The following is a 13774-nucleotide window of genomic DNA, read 5'->3' as shown; positions in this document are numbered from 1 at the left end:
ACAAATGGCTGAACGTACGCATCAGCGTACGCGCCAATCACGATGGCACGGGCCCTGAAATCGCCAGCTTCGACAGCATGGAACCGATGGTGCCGTTCATGCTCAATGGCACCTACAATCCCGGCCAGCTAGTGATCGTACGGGAGATCCTCAACGGCACCGACAACTATGACACGGCGGTGTTTTCGGGGGTTGCCACCGATTACAGCGTGGTGGTCGATGGCAACGCGGTGATCGTCACCGACCTGGTGGCCGGGCGCGATGGTGTCGACCACCTGACCGGTATCGAGCGGCTGCAGTTCTCTGACCGCTCGCAGGCCTCCGGCGTGGGTACCGCCGTGAACGCCGGCCCGACGGGGCACCTGGTGATTCTTGACGATGCTACCGGGGTGCGTGACGACACACCGGTCACTGGCCAACTGCTGCGGGTAACACCGTTGGCGGTGCATGATGCCGACAACGTGAGCGCGGCTAACCTGACCGGCGCAGTCAACGGCCCTGTGGCGTATTACTGGCAAGTCGAGAACCTGCCAGGCTCGGGGGTGTATGAAGACATCACCTTTGTTGCCGCTGGCGAAGTTTCGCGGGCCATTGGCACGACCTACCGGGTCACGGACGATGTGGCGGGCCTGAGCATCCGTGTACGTGCGGTGTACCAGGACGCCAAGGGCACACTGGAAATCGTCGATTCGTCGCCCAACAGCGCGCCAAGCGCCGGGCCAGCCGTGACCGGGCTGCTGGTGCAGAACCAGACGCTCACCGCCAACCCGGCGACCATCGTCGATGCCGATGGCCTGAGCAACCCACAGTTCACCTTCCAGTGGCAGGCCAACCGGGGTGTGGGCTGGGTCAACATTGCCGGTGCCATCAGCAGCACCTTTGTCCTGACCCAGGCGCAAGTGGGGCAGAACATGCGGGTGGTGGTCAGCTACGTGGATGACTTCGGCGTGCACGAAAGTGTCGCCTCCGACATCCTCGACCCGGTGGCCAACGTCAACGATGCACCGACCGGTGCCGTGCTGATCAGCGACACCACGCCAGACCAGGGCCAGACACTTACCGCGCTCACGGGCGGTATCGCCGACCTCGATGGTTTAGGTGCCTTCAGCTTCCAGTGGCAGCAAGGCACGGGCGGCACCTTCGCCAACATTGCCGGCGCCACTGCGGCCACCTTTACGCCGGGCTTCGCCCAGGGAAACCAGCAGTTGCGGGTGATCGTGCGTTACACCGATGGCTTTGGCACCCTGGAGTCGCTGACCTCGGCGGCCACCGCAGCAGTGACCGTGCCGCCAGGCGTGGTGCTGACAGGTACCAACGCTGCCAACACCCTGACCGGTGGTGCGGGCAACGACGTGATTTCGGGCCTGGGCGGCAATGACATCCTCAATGGCCTGGCCGGTGCCGACCAGCTGTTCGGGGGTGTCGGCAATGACACCCTCAACGGGGGGGACGACGCAGACCTGCTCAACGGTGAAGATGGCAACGACATCCTCAACGGCGGGCTGGGTGCGGATGTGATGAACGGCGGTGCCGGTAACGATACCTTCGTGGTCGATAACGTCGGTGACACGGTAACCGAAGCACTGAACGGTGGTACCGACCTGGTTCAGACCAGCCTGGCCAGCTACACCTTGGGCGCCAACGTCGAAAACCTGACCTACACCGGCAGCAGTGCCTTCACCGGTACCGGGAACGCGCTGGCAAACACCATCACCGGTGGCGCCGGCAACGACCTGCTCAACGGCGGTGCGGGTGCCGACCGCCTGGTGGGTGGCGTGGGCAACGACACCTATGTGGTGGATAATGCCGGCGACGTCGTGGTCGAAGCCACTGGGGCAGGGACTGACCTGGTGCGTACCACGTTGGCCAGCTACACCATGGCCGCCAACGTCGAGAACCTCACCTACACCGGGGTGGGTAACTTCAGCGGCACTGGTAACGGCCTGGCCAACATCATCAACGGCGCGGCGGGCAATGACACGCTCGCCGGCGACGGTGGCAACGACATCCTCAACGGCAACGCTGGCAATGACACCCTCAACGGCGACGCCGGCAACGATCAGCTGTTCGGCGGCCTGGGTGCCGACCGCCTGAACGGTGGTGGTGGCGATGACAGCCTCGATGGTGGCGATGGCAACGACACGCTGCTGGGGGATGCGGGCAACGACACGTTGCTGGGTGGTGCTGGCGATGACAGCCTGGACGGTGGCAACGGCAACGACTCGTTGCAGGGCGGCGATGGCAACGACACGCTGTTCGGTGATGTCGGCACCGACACCTTGATCGGGGGGGCCGGTAACGACTTCCTCAACGGTGCGGGCGGTAACGATACGGTGGTGGGTGGTGCCGGCAACGACACCATGATGGCAACCGACGGCAACGACGTGTTCCAGTTCGCGGCCGGCTTCGGCAACGACCTGATCATCAACTTCGATGCCATTGCGGCGGGTGGCCAGGATCGGCTGGACATCACCGCCCTCAACATCACCGCGGCTACCTTTGCCGCCAGCGTTACCATCGCCGATGTGGGTGCCGATACGCTGGTCAGCATCGGCGCTGCCGACTCCATCCGCCTGGTGGGGGTGGCGGATGCGACCACGGTGACTGCTGCGGACTTCATCCTGGCGGGTTGAGGGCCTGAAGGCAAAGCTGTTGGTGTCAAATGCCGGGGGCCGCACAGCGGCCCCCGGCTCATTGCCCCACCAGTTCTCCCAGCAACCGCTGCTTGTACCCCTGCAACACCTGGCTATCGCGCTGGCGCGGGTGCGGCAGGTCGATACGCAGGTCCTCGCGAATGCGCCCTGGGTGTGCATCCATGACGATCACCCGGTCGCCCAGGTACAACGCTTCTTCGATGTCGTGGGTCACCATGATCACCGTGCAGCGCTCCTGTACCCAAATGCGCTGCAACTCCTGTTGCAAGCGCACTCGGGTCAGTGCATCCAGGGCGCCAAGCGGTTCGTCCAGCAACAGCACCTTGGGTTTGTTCACCAAGGCACGGGCAATCGCCGCGCGTTGGGCCATGCCGCCGGACAACTGGTGCGGGTAGGCCTGCTCGTAACCACTCAGGCCCACCAGGTCGATGTGCTCGGCCACCAGGCGGTTCTTCTCCAGCGCCGGTAGCGCATGGTTTTTCAAGGCCAGGGCAATGTTTTGCTGCAGGGTCATCCAAGGGAACAGGCGGTGGTCCTGGAACACGATGCCGCGCTCCAGGCCTGGCCCGCGCACGGGTTGCTGGTCCAGCAGGATCTGCCCCTGGTAGTCCTGATCGAGCCCGACAATCAGCCGCAGCAGGGTGGATTTGCCACAGCCACTGGCGCCGAGGATGCTGACGAATTCGCCAGGGCGAATGGCCAGGTCGATGCCTTCGAGCACCGGTACCGGCTTGCCTTTGAGCGGGTACGCTTTGTTCAGGCCGCGAATGGTCAGCGCGCCAGTGCTGGCGGTGGTGGGTAAAGCGTGGGCGATGGCGTTCATGGTTGGGCCTTTCAATGGTTGGTGCGCCAGCGCAGCAGGCGGCGGGTGAGCAGGGTGCACAGCCAGGACATCAGGTAGCCACTCAGGCCGATGCACAGCACGCAGACCACGATGATCTCCATGCGTGCGGTGGCTTCGGCATTCATCATCAGGCTGCCAAGGCCGGCGCCAGCGGACAGGAACAGTTCGCTGCCCACCGAAGTTACCCAGGCGAAGGCCAAGGCCTGCAGTACCCCGGCGGCAATGCCAGGCAGAGCCGCCGGCAGCAGGATCAACCACAGTTGCTGCCAACGGCTGAGCATCAGTACCTGCGCGGCTTCTCGGTGCTGGGCAGTGACCTGGCGCAGGCTTTCGAAGGTGTTCAGCACCATGGGGTACAACGCCGCCAGGCTGACGATCAACAGCTTGGCGCCTTCTCCATTACCGAGCCACAAGGCAATCAGCGGGATCCAGCCCAGCATCGGTACCTGGCGCAGGGCATGGAACAGCGGCGCGATCAGGCGGTTGGCCGGTGCGGACAGGGCCATCAGTGCCCCCAGGCCGACACCGCCGACAATGCCGATGGCCAGGCCGCTGCAGGTGCGCAGCAGGCTCGCCCACAGGTTGACCAGCAATTCACCGCTGCCCAGCAGCTCGGTCAGTGCCGTGCCCACTTGGGCCAGTGGCACGAAGGCATAGGCACCGGCCGCCCCCTGGCGCGAGGCATATTCCCATGCACCGAGCAGCAACAGCGGTAACACCAGGCCACGTATGTTCTGCAGTTTCATCTCATCCTCCTCAGCGGTTTTGCCAGGCAGAAAGGCGCCGTTCCACACGGCGCAAGGTGAAATCCAGGGCAAAGCCGATCAGCCCGGTCAGTACCACGCCGACCATCACCACATCGATGCGTAGCATCTGCCGGCCCATCTCGATCATCTGCCCCAGGCCGCTGTCGGCCGCCAGCAGTTCGCAGGCCACCAGCACCACCCAGGCGCGGGTCAGGGCCACGCGAATACCGGTGACGATGGCCGGCACAGCAGCGGGCAGGGCAATCCGACCTACCAGCGTGGGCCAGCGCAAGCGGTACACCGCTGCCACTTCGAAATGACTGCGCGGGATCGCGCGGATGCCTTCGCAGGTGGCCAGTGCCACAGGGAAGAACGCAGTCTTGGCGACGATGACCACCTTGAAGGTTTCGTCGACGCCGAACAGCAGCACGAACATCGGGATCAGCGCGATGCTGGGCACCTGGCGCAAGGTATGGAACAGTGGGGCGCAGTAGGCCTCCACGGTTTTCGACAGGGCCAGCGCCGCGCCAAAGGCAAGGCCTGCCAGGGCACCACCGGTAAAGCCCAGGGCCAGCCGCGACAGGCTGCCGGCCAGGTGTTCCTGAAGCTCGCCGGTGGCCAGCAGGTCGGTGAGGCTGTGCCATACCTCCAGTGGCGGGATCAGCAGGTTGGCCGGAAACAGCCCGGCGTTGGCCACCGCCGCCCAGAGGGTGAGCAGGGCCAGGGGTGAGATGAACCAGGAAAGGGACGAGAGCACGCGCATGGCTGGCCTTGGATAAACAGAGGATACCGGGGTATCGCAAGAGCTGTGCCAGGCGGAGAAAGCCCCGGATTGCGAGGCTGAAGGTCGAGTGTGGTGCTTGAGCAGCAGCGATATGCTGCTTGAGCAGCAGTCATTCAGCAGTATCGGTGCTGGCTTCTTCGCGGGCTTGCCGGCGAAGAAGCCAGCGCGGTATCAGATCAGAAATCGTAACTCACACTGGTGTAGTAGAACGCCCCCTGCGCCCCCTCCGGACTGGTGATGGAGTATTTCGGTACGCCATACAGCTGTGCGCCCTTGAGCTTGTCCGGGTGGCTGTCGAACAGGTTGATCGCACCCGCCGACAAGGTCAGGCCCAGGTCGAAACGGTATGACACGTCAAGGTCGGTCACCCACTGCGGGCTGAAGGTCTGGTCCAGCGTCGGGTTGGCAGCGTTGCGGTTCTTCCACTCGCCATAGCGGCGCTGGGCCACGGTGACGCTCCAGCCGTCATACAGCCAGTTGGCGCTGAGGGTCAGCTTGTCCTTGGGCGTACCGTCCTCGATCAGGCCCTGGGTGTTGCGGCCGATGATCTGGTTGCCGGGGATGCCGCCCACGTCGTCCAGGCCGGTGATGCGGGTATTGTTGCGCGCGTAGCCGCCGTTTAAGTCCAACCGGCCCCAGCCGGTCAGGTCCAGTTGGTAGTGGCCGGCCAGCTCGAAGCCATCGGTGCGGGTGTCGGCGATGTTGCTGTAGAACGCCGCGCTCTGGATGTTTGCGTAGGGCGTACCGGCGAAGATCGGGCCGACCACCGACGCCGGCAACTGGTCGGACAAGGTGATGCGGTTGTCGATGTCGATGCGGTAGGCATCGAGTGTGACCGACGCGTTTGGCAGTGGCCGCCAGACCAGGCCCACGGAGAAGTTGGTCGACTCTTCCGGCTTCAGCGCCTTGCCGCCAAGCAAGGCGGCCTCGGGGCTGTCGGCGCGCAGGGTGCGTTGCTGCACCTCGACCCAGTTGCCGCTGCCCGGCGGTTGTTCCACCACCTGCACGCTGAACGACGACAGCCCGCTTTGCACCAGTGAAGGCGCGCGGTAGCCGGTGCTGGCGCTGGCCCGCGCGGCAATCTGCGGGGTGAAGTCGTAGCGCAGCGACAACTTGCCGTTGGTGGTGTCGCCAAAGTCCGAATAGTGCTCGCTGCGCACCGCCACACCGGCCTGGAATTTCTCGGTGACCTGGGCTTCGACATCGAAGTAGGCGCCGATCACCCGGCGGTCCAGCGACACCGCATCGACCTGGGTGATGCCCGAGTAGTAGCCGGGGATACGCCGGCCGGTGACAGGGTCGATCGTGTTGAACAATGGCCCATTGGACCAGCCGGCGGCGTCGCCCTCGCTGAGGTCGTAGTTTTCCTGGCGCCAGGCCAGCCCGCCGGACACGGTCAGCGGCTTGAACAGCCAGGCGTTGGCGAAGTCGCGGGTCCAGTCCAGGGTCAGGTTGGTCTGGTCGGCTTCGCGGCGGCCGGTGTAGATGGTCGACGGGCTGGCGGTGCCCCAGCTGGGGTTGATGGCGTCGTGGTCGGTGGAGTCGACGCGGTTGTCGCCGTAGTTCAGCGCCAGGTCGAAGTTGCCCAGGGTTTCGTTTTCAAAACGCAGGCCGCCGGTGACGGCAAAGTCTTCCAGGCCGTAGCGGGTGACTGGCAGGCGGCCGTCCGGGTAGCGCGCCAGGGCTACGCTGCCGTAGTTGTTGCGCAACGTGGTCGGCGGGTCGAAGAAGTTCTCGGCGTCGGTGTTCTTGTGCGCATAGGTGGCGAAGCCATAGGCACTCAAGCCTTCGCTCAAACCCATTTCAGCGTTGGCGGTAAAGTTGTACTGGTCCGAGACATTGCCCGAGCCCCAGCGCCAGTTGCGGTAGCGGTTGTTCTGCTCGCGCGGGGTGTCGATGCTGGTGGAGCCTGGGTAGAACAGGCGGTTGTCGTCGCGGGTGTCGCTGGCCGGGTCCTGGCTGCCCGCGTCGAATGCCAGGGTCAGGAAACCGTCGTTGGGCAGGGCAAAGCCCTTCCAGCCGCTGAGTTTGCGCTGCAGACCGTCGCCTTTCTTGTAGCCACCGAAGCGGTAGCCGGCGTTGCCGCCTTCGTCGCGCTCCTTGAGCACGATGTTGATCACCCCGGCGATGGCGTCCGAACCGTATTGCGCAGCGGCGCCGTCGCGCAGGATTTCCACCCGTTCGATGGCCGACAGCGGGATCAGGCTGAGGTCCACTGCTGCCGCACCACGGGCGTTGACCAGGCCCTGGCGGGTGACGTTGGCGCTGGTATGGCGGCGCTTGCCGTTGACCAGTACCAGTACCTGGTCCGAGGCCAGGCCGCGCAGCGAGGCGCCTTGGGCAATGGAACCAGCAAAGGCGCCTTGGGGCGACTGCGGGAAACTGAACGAGGGTGACAGCGCGGTAAGCGCTGCGGACAGGTCGCTGGCGCCGGTTTCCTGAAGTTTTTCACCGCTCAGCACATCGACTGGCGCGGCGCTTTGCAGGGCGGTGACGTCGCTGCGATGGGTGCCGACCACGACCACGGTGTCGAGGCGGTCGTTGGGTTCGGCGGCGAATGCGGGCATGGCGAGGCCGGCGATGGCCAGGGCGATGGCGCTGGCCAGGGGGGTGTGGTGGGGCATGGGTAATCCTTCTATACGGCGTGATGCCTTGGGGCTGCTGCGCAGCCCATCGCGACGCGAGGCCGCTCCTACAGAGGGAGCGCGGGCTCCTTGTGGCAGCAGCCCAATGGTTTTCAATCAGAAGCGGCTGGTAACGCTGAGCCCGACGGTGCGCGGGTCGCCGTAGGTGATCACGTACTGCCCGGCAGTGCCGTTGGGCCGGCCATGCACCTGGTAGCGGCGGTCGGTGAGGTTGTTGACGAAGCCCGTCACGCTCAGCTTGTCGTCATGGCTGAACCAGCTCAGCCGCGCGTTGGCCAGGGTGTAGTGGGGCTGGCTGAGGGTTTCGTCGGCGCTGCTCTGGCGGTCGGCCAGGAAATACTCTTTGTCGCGGAAACTCACGTCGCCACCGGCCACCAGCTTGCCGCCGACCTCCAGCGGGATGGTGTAGTCGGCACCCAGCGACACCACGTTGCGTGGCGAGCGCACGAAGCTGTTGCCGCTGTAGTCGCCGGTTACCGCGCCGGTGGTGGGGTTGGTGTTCTTGAAATCGGTGTACTCGGTGTCCAGGAACGACACCGCCGCGCGCAGGTGCAGGCGCTCGGTCGGCTGGCCCTCGACCTCCAGCTCCGCGCCCTTGACCTTGCCTTTGGCGCCGTTGGTCAGTGCGGTGGTGAGTACGCCGCTGTTCACTGTCAGCAGGTTCACCTGGATGTCGGAGTAGTCGTAGTAGAAGAGGTTGGCGTTGACGGTCAGGCGACGGTCGAACCACTCCGACTTCAGCCCCAGTTCGTAGGCATCCAGTTCTTCCGGGTCGACCGTGGTCAACTGCGCCAGGCTGGTCGACAGCCCGGTGTTGAAGCCACCCGAACGGAAGCCGTGGGCGTAGCGGAAGAACACCCGCAGGTTGTCGTTGATGCGGTACTCGGGGGTCAGGTCGTAGGTCCAGGCTTCCCAGGTCTTGTCTTCCTGACGGTTGCCGTTGGTGCCTACGCCGCCCAGTGGAATCAGCGGGCCGTTGGCCGTGGCGCGGGTCAACTGCACCAGGTCCAGGTCGATGTCCTTTTTCTCCTGGGTCCAGCGCAGGCCGCCGGTCACGCTGAAGTCATCGGTGAAGTCATAGGTCAAGTTGCCGAACAGCGCGTAGCTGTCGGTGCGGTGATCGTAGCCCAGGTCGCGGAACGCGGTAGTGCCCACCTGGTTCGAGCCGGTACCGTTGGGCGTGGGGCCGGGGGTGACGATGCGCTGGGCAGAACTGTCCAGGTCTTCATGGAAGTAGTGGGCGCCCACCAACCAGTGCAGTGGGCGGTCTTCCGGCGAGGCCAGGCGCAGCTCCTGCGACCACTGGCGGTAGCTGTTGTCGGTGATGGCCGCGCCGTTGACCTCGTAGGGGGTGTAGTCGGCATCGCTGGTGGAGCGGTTGCGGATGTAGTCGTAGGCGCTGATCGAGGTCAGCGTGTAGTCGCCCAGGTACCAGTTGAAGGTCAGCGAGGCGCCGTCGTGGTCCAGGCGGTAGTCTTCGTTGACGTTCAGCGAAATGTCGCGACCCTGCGGGCGTTCGTAACCGACGTTGTAGTAGCGGCCCACCGGCAGCGAACCATTGCTGCCGTCGCCTTTGAACTGGCGGCTGTGCAGCTTGAGCAGGGCGTCCAGGTCGGGGTTGAGCTGGGCCAGGAACTGCAGGCGGATGGCCTTTTTGTTCACGTCGCCATAAGTGTTGCCGTCGAAGTCGTTGTTCTGGAAACCGTCGCGTTCTTCGGAATACAGCGCTACTCGCCCGGCCAGTTTTTCATCCACCAGCGCACCACCAATGGCACCGGTGACGATGCGCTCGTTCTTGCTGCCAAAGCCGACCGTGCCATAGCCATCGGTGTCGAACGTCGGCTTTTTCGAGATCACGTTCACTGCACCGGCAGTGGTGTTCTTGCCATACAGGGTGCCTTGCGGCCCACGCAGGATCTCGATGCGTTCCAGGTCGAACAACGGCCCGCCACCGGCGATGGGGGCGTTGAGGTACACGTCATCGGCGTAGATGCCCACTGGGTAGACCGTTGCCGCACCGGTGTCGCCGGTGCCCAGGCCACGGATGTACCAGCGCGGGCGGCCGTCGCCGTCGGGGTTCTTGGCCGAGGCGTTGGGCACGAAGGTGGTGATGTCGCCCATCGAGCGCACACCGTCGGCAGTGATGCTGGTGCCTTTGATGGCCGATACGGCGACCGGGACTTCCTGCAAGGTCTGTTCGCGATGCTGGGCGGTGACGGTGACAGTTTCCAGGGCTGGTTCGTTTTTATTGTTTTCGTCGGCGGCGATAGCCTGGCTGCCGGTGCCGGCCAACAGCAGCGCGAGGCTGATCTGGCGGGCCAGTGGATGACGTTGGTGCATGGTGAATCTCCCCGTATGTAAAGCGTTGTTGGGGAGAGCTAGAGCAGGGACTGTGCCATGTTGTTAAGTTATTGATGTATAAAGATTTTATTTGAATTATTGGGCTGTGTTGCAGATTGGGCAGCAGTGGGGTGCTGGGCGAGTGCTGCTGGGGCAGCAGTGGTGGGGCTCAGATTGTCGGGGCCGCTTAGCGGCCCCAAAATCTCAAACTGCCAACCGCGACGTCGAACCGATCACACTCTCCAGCACGCGAAAATCAATCCACTCCCGCACATCGAAGCGCCGGGGTATGAACCCCCACCTGAACAGAAACTCGGTAAAGTCCTGCAACGCCCCGATCGAGCGGCTGTCCAGCGTTGTGCGCAAGCGCCGATGCGCATCGTCGCCATAGGCCGCCGCCACCCAGTACTCGCTGGTGTTCAGCTCACGCGCCAGAAAGCGCCGGGTCTCCTCCGGGTTGGCCCAGGCCCATTGCTCGGTGCGCAGCACCGTGTCGACCAGCGTGCGGCTGGCATCGAAATGGTTCTCCAGCAAGTGCCGGTCCACGGTCAGTGTACGCGGGGTGCCGTTGTTGCTGCGGATCAGCGGGTCGGGGTGGCTGCCGGTATCCACCACCACGCGCAGCCCAAACTCATGGGCCAGGTGCACGGCATGCGCGCCCTTGAGGAAGATGGCGTCGATATCGCCCCGTAGCAGGCCGATCAGCTCGTTGTTGCGGCGGCTGAAGCGGCTGGTGTCAAGGCTCACTTCGGCGCCATACAGGTGCTGCTTGGCGTCGTCGCTGTAGGTGCCACCGTAGGGGTAGTCGACCAATTCGACATCGGTCACGGCCAGGCCTTCGAGCTTCAGGGCGTTTTCCAGCCCGCGCAGGGCCTGGGCACGGGTGAAATCGATCTGCACGTTGGCCCACTTGGGTATGCCGAAGCGACGGTTTTTCAGGTCGCGGATGCTGCGTACGCCGCTTTCTTCGGTGGTGAGGATCAGCTGCACCTCATCACTCCACGACAGCCCCAGCACGCGGGTATCGACGCCGCTGGCGTAGGCCCAGATCGCCGGGATGTTGCCGCCGTGGCGCACCGAGTTCTGCAGGTGGTGGTCGTAATGGGCCTCGCGTACCTCGCGTTCGCTGGATTCGCGCAGCGACTGGATGTTGGTGCCGAACGGCGCAAAGGCCTCAGCCAGGCGCCCCGACTGCACGGCAATGCCGAGGCCGGTGGGCACCGGGCTGTGGGTGTACCAGAGGGTTTCCAGGGGCTTGGTCATGGGGTAACGGGTTTCCTTTCCATGGAGGTGGGGGCCAGCAGCTGGTCCAGTGGTTGCTGGGCGATCCAGTCGCGCACCTCGAAGCGCGCCGGGATGAAGCGCCAGCGTTCGAGGAACTCGACAAAGTCCTGCAAGGCGGTAATGGCCTGATCGTCCAGGCGGGTGCTCAGGCGCAGGTGGGCGTCAATGCCGTAGGCCACTTGCACCCAGTACTCGCTGCTGTTGGTTTCCCGCGCCAGGTAGCGGCGGGTTTCATCCGGGTGCTGATGGGCCCAGCGCTCGGCGCGCAGCACCGAGCCAAGAAGCGTGTGCACCACCTGCGGGTGCTGCGCCAGCAGGTGGCTGTCCACCGCCAGGGTGCGCGGTGTGCCATTGTTGCTGCGGATCAGCGGGTCGGGGTGGCTGCCGGTGTCGATCACCGTGCGCAGGGCAAAGGCGTGGGCCAGTTGCACGGCGCTGGCACCTTTGAGGAAGATCGCGTCCACCTCGCCGCGCAGCAGGCCGGCCAGCTCCAGGTTACGGCCTTCGCTCTGGGTGCTGGATACCGGAGTGCCGGCCACGTTGCGCACTGGGCGGTCGCTGAAGGTGCCGTCGTAGCGGTAGTTGACCAACGCTACGCCGCCCACTTGCAGCCCTTCGAGTTTCAAGGCGTTTTCCAGGCCGCGCAGGGCCTGGGCACGGGTGAAGTCGATTTGCGCCGCAGCCCAGTCGGGCAGGCCGAAGCGCCTGCCCTTGAGGTCTTTGACGGTGTGGATGCCGCTGTCTGGTCGGGTCAGGATCAACTGCGCCTCATCGGCCCACGACAGGCCGATCACGCGGGTATCGCGGCCCTGGGCGCGGGCCCAGATGGCCGGGATGCTGCCGCCATGACGTACCGAGTTCAGCAGGCTGTGGTCAAAGTGCGATTCACGCACGGCCTGCTGCTCGGCTTCGCGCAGCGACTGCACCTGGGTGCCAAGGCTGGCCAGGTCCTCCTGCAGCCAGCCTTGCTGCACGGCAATGCCAAGGCCGGTGGGCACCGGACAACGGGTGTACCACAAGGTATCGAGGGGTTGGCTCATGTTCGGGCTCCGGTCGGGGTCAGGCGCTGGCCTGCAAAAGGGTAGGGGTGGCCTGTTGCACCAGCGGCAGCACTTCCTGGCCGATGCGCAGGGCTTCTTCCAGGTGCGGGTTGGCGGCGAGGATGAAGGTGCTGAAACCGGCATCGCGGTATTCGGCCAGGCGCTCGGCGATGTTCTGGTGGCTGCCCACCAGGCCCACGGTTGGGCCAGGCTTGGCCTTGGCGAAGCCGGCCCACAGGTTGCGTGCCAGGATTAGTTCGTCGAAACCCTGCAAGCCCTGGTGATACGCGGCCTGGCGCGCGCCGCCGACCGAGTCGGAGCCGGTGATGAAGTTTTTCGCCGTGCTGCTGGCCTTGCCTTCCAGGCGCTCGAACTGCTGGCGCAGCTCGCGCCAGGCCTGCTCTTCGGTTTCGCGGGCGAACAGGTCGACGCGCAGGCCGAAGCGCACCGTGCGACCCTGTTTGTCGGCCAGCTCGCGTACCCGTTCGATATGCGGCTTGAGCTTGTCGATCGGTTCAGCCCAGTTCAGGTACACGTCGGCATGGCGCGCGGCCACGTTCAACGCGGCATCGGAAAAGCCGGAGAAGTACACGCCTGGTTTGCGTTCGTGTTGCAGGCCTGGTGGCAGGCTGCCGTTTTCCAGGCGGTAGATGTCGCCATCGTAGGAGAACGAGTCTTGCGTCCACAGGCCTTGGATCACGTCGAGAAATTCGCCCGTGCGCTTGTAGCGCAGGTCGTGTTCGAGGAAGTCGCCATTGGCGCGTTGGCTGGCCGGGTTGCCGCCGGTGATGATGTTCCAGTCCAGCCGCCCTCCGCTGAGGTTTTGCAGAATGGCCGCCTGCTGGGCGGCATAGGCGGGCAGGGTCCAGGTGGCCTGAAAGGCGATCAAAAAGCGGATACGGCGGGTTTCGCGGGCCAGCGCGGCGGCGGCAATCCACGGCTCCGGGCCGGTGGGCAGCAGCGCCCCCTCGAAGCCGGCCAGCTCGGCGGCCTTGGCCACCTGGGCGATGTAGTCGATGTAGGTAAAGCCGTCGGCCTGGCCATCGGGCAGGCGACCGGGGGCGATGTTGCCGGGGCGGTGTACAGGGTTGCCACGGTTGTGGCGGTCGGTGGACAGCTGCGGGCCGTCGGTGCCCAAGGGCAGGCGCCAGAAGAATTCGGTGGTCATGGGGGCTCCTGAAGGGGGAGAGTGTACGGATGGAGAGGGTGGTGCAACGGCTGTGCCATGCGTGGCGCATGGCCTGTGGGGCGGGGGATTGAGGCGCTAGCGGGGAGAGGGGTGCTGCTGTGGCAGCAGTGCGCCAGCAATGGATGCTGGGGTAGCAGCACGAGTGCAAATCAACCTGTAGGAGCGGCCTTGTGTCGCGATTGGGCGCGCAGCGGCCCCAGATCTCCAGCTTTGCCGCGAAGATTGCCGGGGCCGCTTTGCGGCCCATC

8 protein-coding genes and 1 pseudogene are annotated in these 13774 nt (G+C 64.8%); 1 reads left to right on the top strand and 8 read right to left on the bottom strand.

Annotation, left to right across the window (positions count from 1 at the left end):
- Positions 1-2633: pseudogene (locus APH35_RS09980) on the top strand (calcium-binding protein); the annotation flags it as partial.
- A gap of 58 nt (positions 2634-2691) precedes the next feature.
- On the opposite strand, the gene APH35_RS09975 reads toward APH35_RS09980, so the two are convergent.
- From APH35_RS09975 to APH35_RS09940, 8 genes are all read right to left on the bottom strand, one after another.
- Complete coding sequence (locus APH35_RS09975; protein WP_012272973.1) at positions 2692-3477, bottom strand: ABC transporter ATP-binding protein; 786 nt, start codon at positions 3475-3477, stop codon at positions 2692-2694.
- Positions 3478-3488: 11 nt separating this feature from the next.
- A complete protein-coding gene (locus APH35_RS09970; protein ID WP_012272972.1) occupies positions 3489-4244 on the bottom strand; it encodes an ABC transporter permease in 756 nt (251 codons plus the stop codon).
- Between the two features lie 10 nt (positions 4245-4254).
- The gene (locus tag APH35_RS09965; RefSeq protein WP_060492925.1) at positions 4255-5007 is read right to left on the bottom strand and encodes an ABC transporter permease; all 753 of its coding nucleotides are present in this window, start codon (positions 5005-5007) and stop codon (positions 4255-4257) included.
- Positions 5008-5204: 197 nt separating this feature from the next.
- Positions 5205-7652, bottom strand: a complete 2448-nt coding sequence (locus tag APH35_RS09960) for a TonB-dependent receptor plug domain-containing protein (RefSeq protein WP_060514718.1) — start codon at positions 7650-7652, stop codon at positions 5205-5207.
- Between the two features lie 117 nt (positions 7653-7769).
- The gene (locus APH35_RS09955; RefSeq protein ID WP_012272969.1) at positions 7770-10013 is read right to left on the bottom strand and encodes a TonB-dependent receptor; all 2244 of its coding nucleotides are present in this window, start codon (positions 10011-10013) and stop codon (positions 7770-7772) included.
- A gap of 204 nt (positions 10014-10217) precedes the next feature.
- Positions 10218-11276 carry an ABC transporter substrate-binding protein gene (locus APH35_RS09950; RefSeq protein ID WP_012272968.1) on the bottom strand — a complete coding sequence of 353 codons (1059 nt, stop codon included), beginning with the start codon at positions 11274-11276 and terminating at the stop codon, positions 10218-10220.
- Entirely contained in the window at positions 11273-12337 is a 1065-nt protein-coding gene (locus APH35_RS09945; protein ID WP_060514717.1) for an ABC transporter substrate-binding protein, read from the bottom strand. Before APH35_RS09945 ends, APH35_RS09950 begins: the two co-directional genes overlap by 4 nt.
- Before the next feature lie 19 nt (positions 12338-12356).
- Positions 12357-13505 carry an LLM class flavin-dependent oxidoreductase gene (locus tag APH35_RS09940; RefSeq protein WP_012272966.1) on the bottom strand — a complete coding sequence of 383 codons (1149 nt, stop codon included), beginning with the start codon at positions 13503-13505 and terminating at the stop codon, positions 12357-12359.
- Positions 13506-13774: the final 269 nt, after the last annotated feature.

The organism is Pseudomonas sp. NBRC 111132 (genome assembly GCF_001320565.1).
Taxonomy (GTDB): domain Bacteria; phylum Pseudomonadota; class Gammaproteobacteria; order Pseudomonadales; family Pseudomonadaceae; genus Aquipseudomonas; species Aquipseudomonas putida_P.
The sequence above is the reverse complement of the archived record's forward strand: the minus strand, read 5'-3'. Positions and strand labels throughout refer to the sequence as shown.

Bases quoted from the DNA above. Each gene is read 5' to 3' on its own strand.
- APH35_RS09975 (WP_012272973.1), bottom strand. From the start codon at position 3,477: ATGAACGCCATCGCCCACGCTTTACCCACCACCGCCAGCACTGGCGCG.
- APH35_RS09970 (WP_012272972.1), bottom strand. From the start codon at position 4,244: ATGAAACTGCAGAACATACGTGGCCTGGTGTTACCGCTGTTGCTGCTC.
- APH35_RS09965 (WP_060492925.1), bottom strand. From the start codon at position 5,007: ATGCGCGTGCTCTCGTCCCTTTCCTGGTTCATCTCACCCCTGGCCCTG.
- APH35_RS09960 (WP_060514718.1), bottom strand. From the start codon at position 7,652: ATGCCCCACCACACCCCCCTGGCCAGCGCCATCGCCCTGGCCATCGCC.
- APH35_RS09955 (WP_012272969.1), bottom strand. From the start codon at position 10,013: ATGCACCAACGTCATCCACTGGCCCGCCAGATCAGCCTCGCGCTGCTG.
- APH35_RS09950 (WP_012272968.1), bottom strand. From the start codon at position 11,276: ATGACCAAGCCCCTGGAAACCCTCTGGTACACCCACAGCCCGGTGCCC.
- APH35_RS09945 (WP_060514717.1), bottom strand. From the start codon at position 12,337: ATGAGCCAACCCCTCGATACCTTGTGGTACACCCGTTGTCCGGTGCCC.
- APH35_RS09940 (WP_012272966.1), bottom strand. From the start codon at position 13,505: ATGACCACCGAATTCTTCTGGCGCCTGCCCTTGGGCACCGACGGCCCG.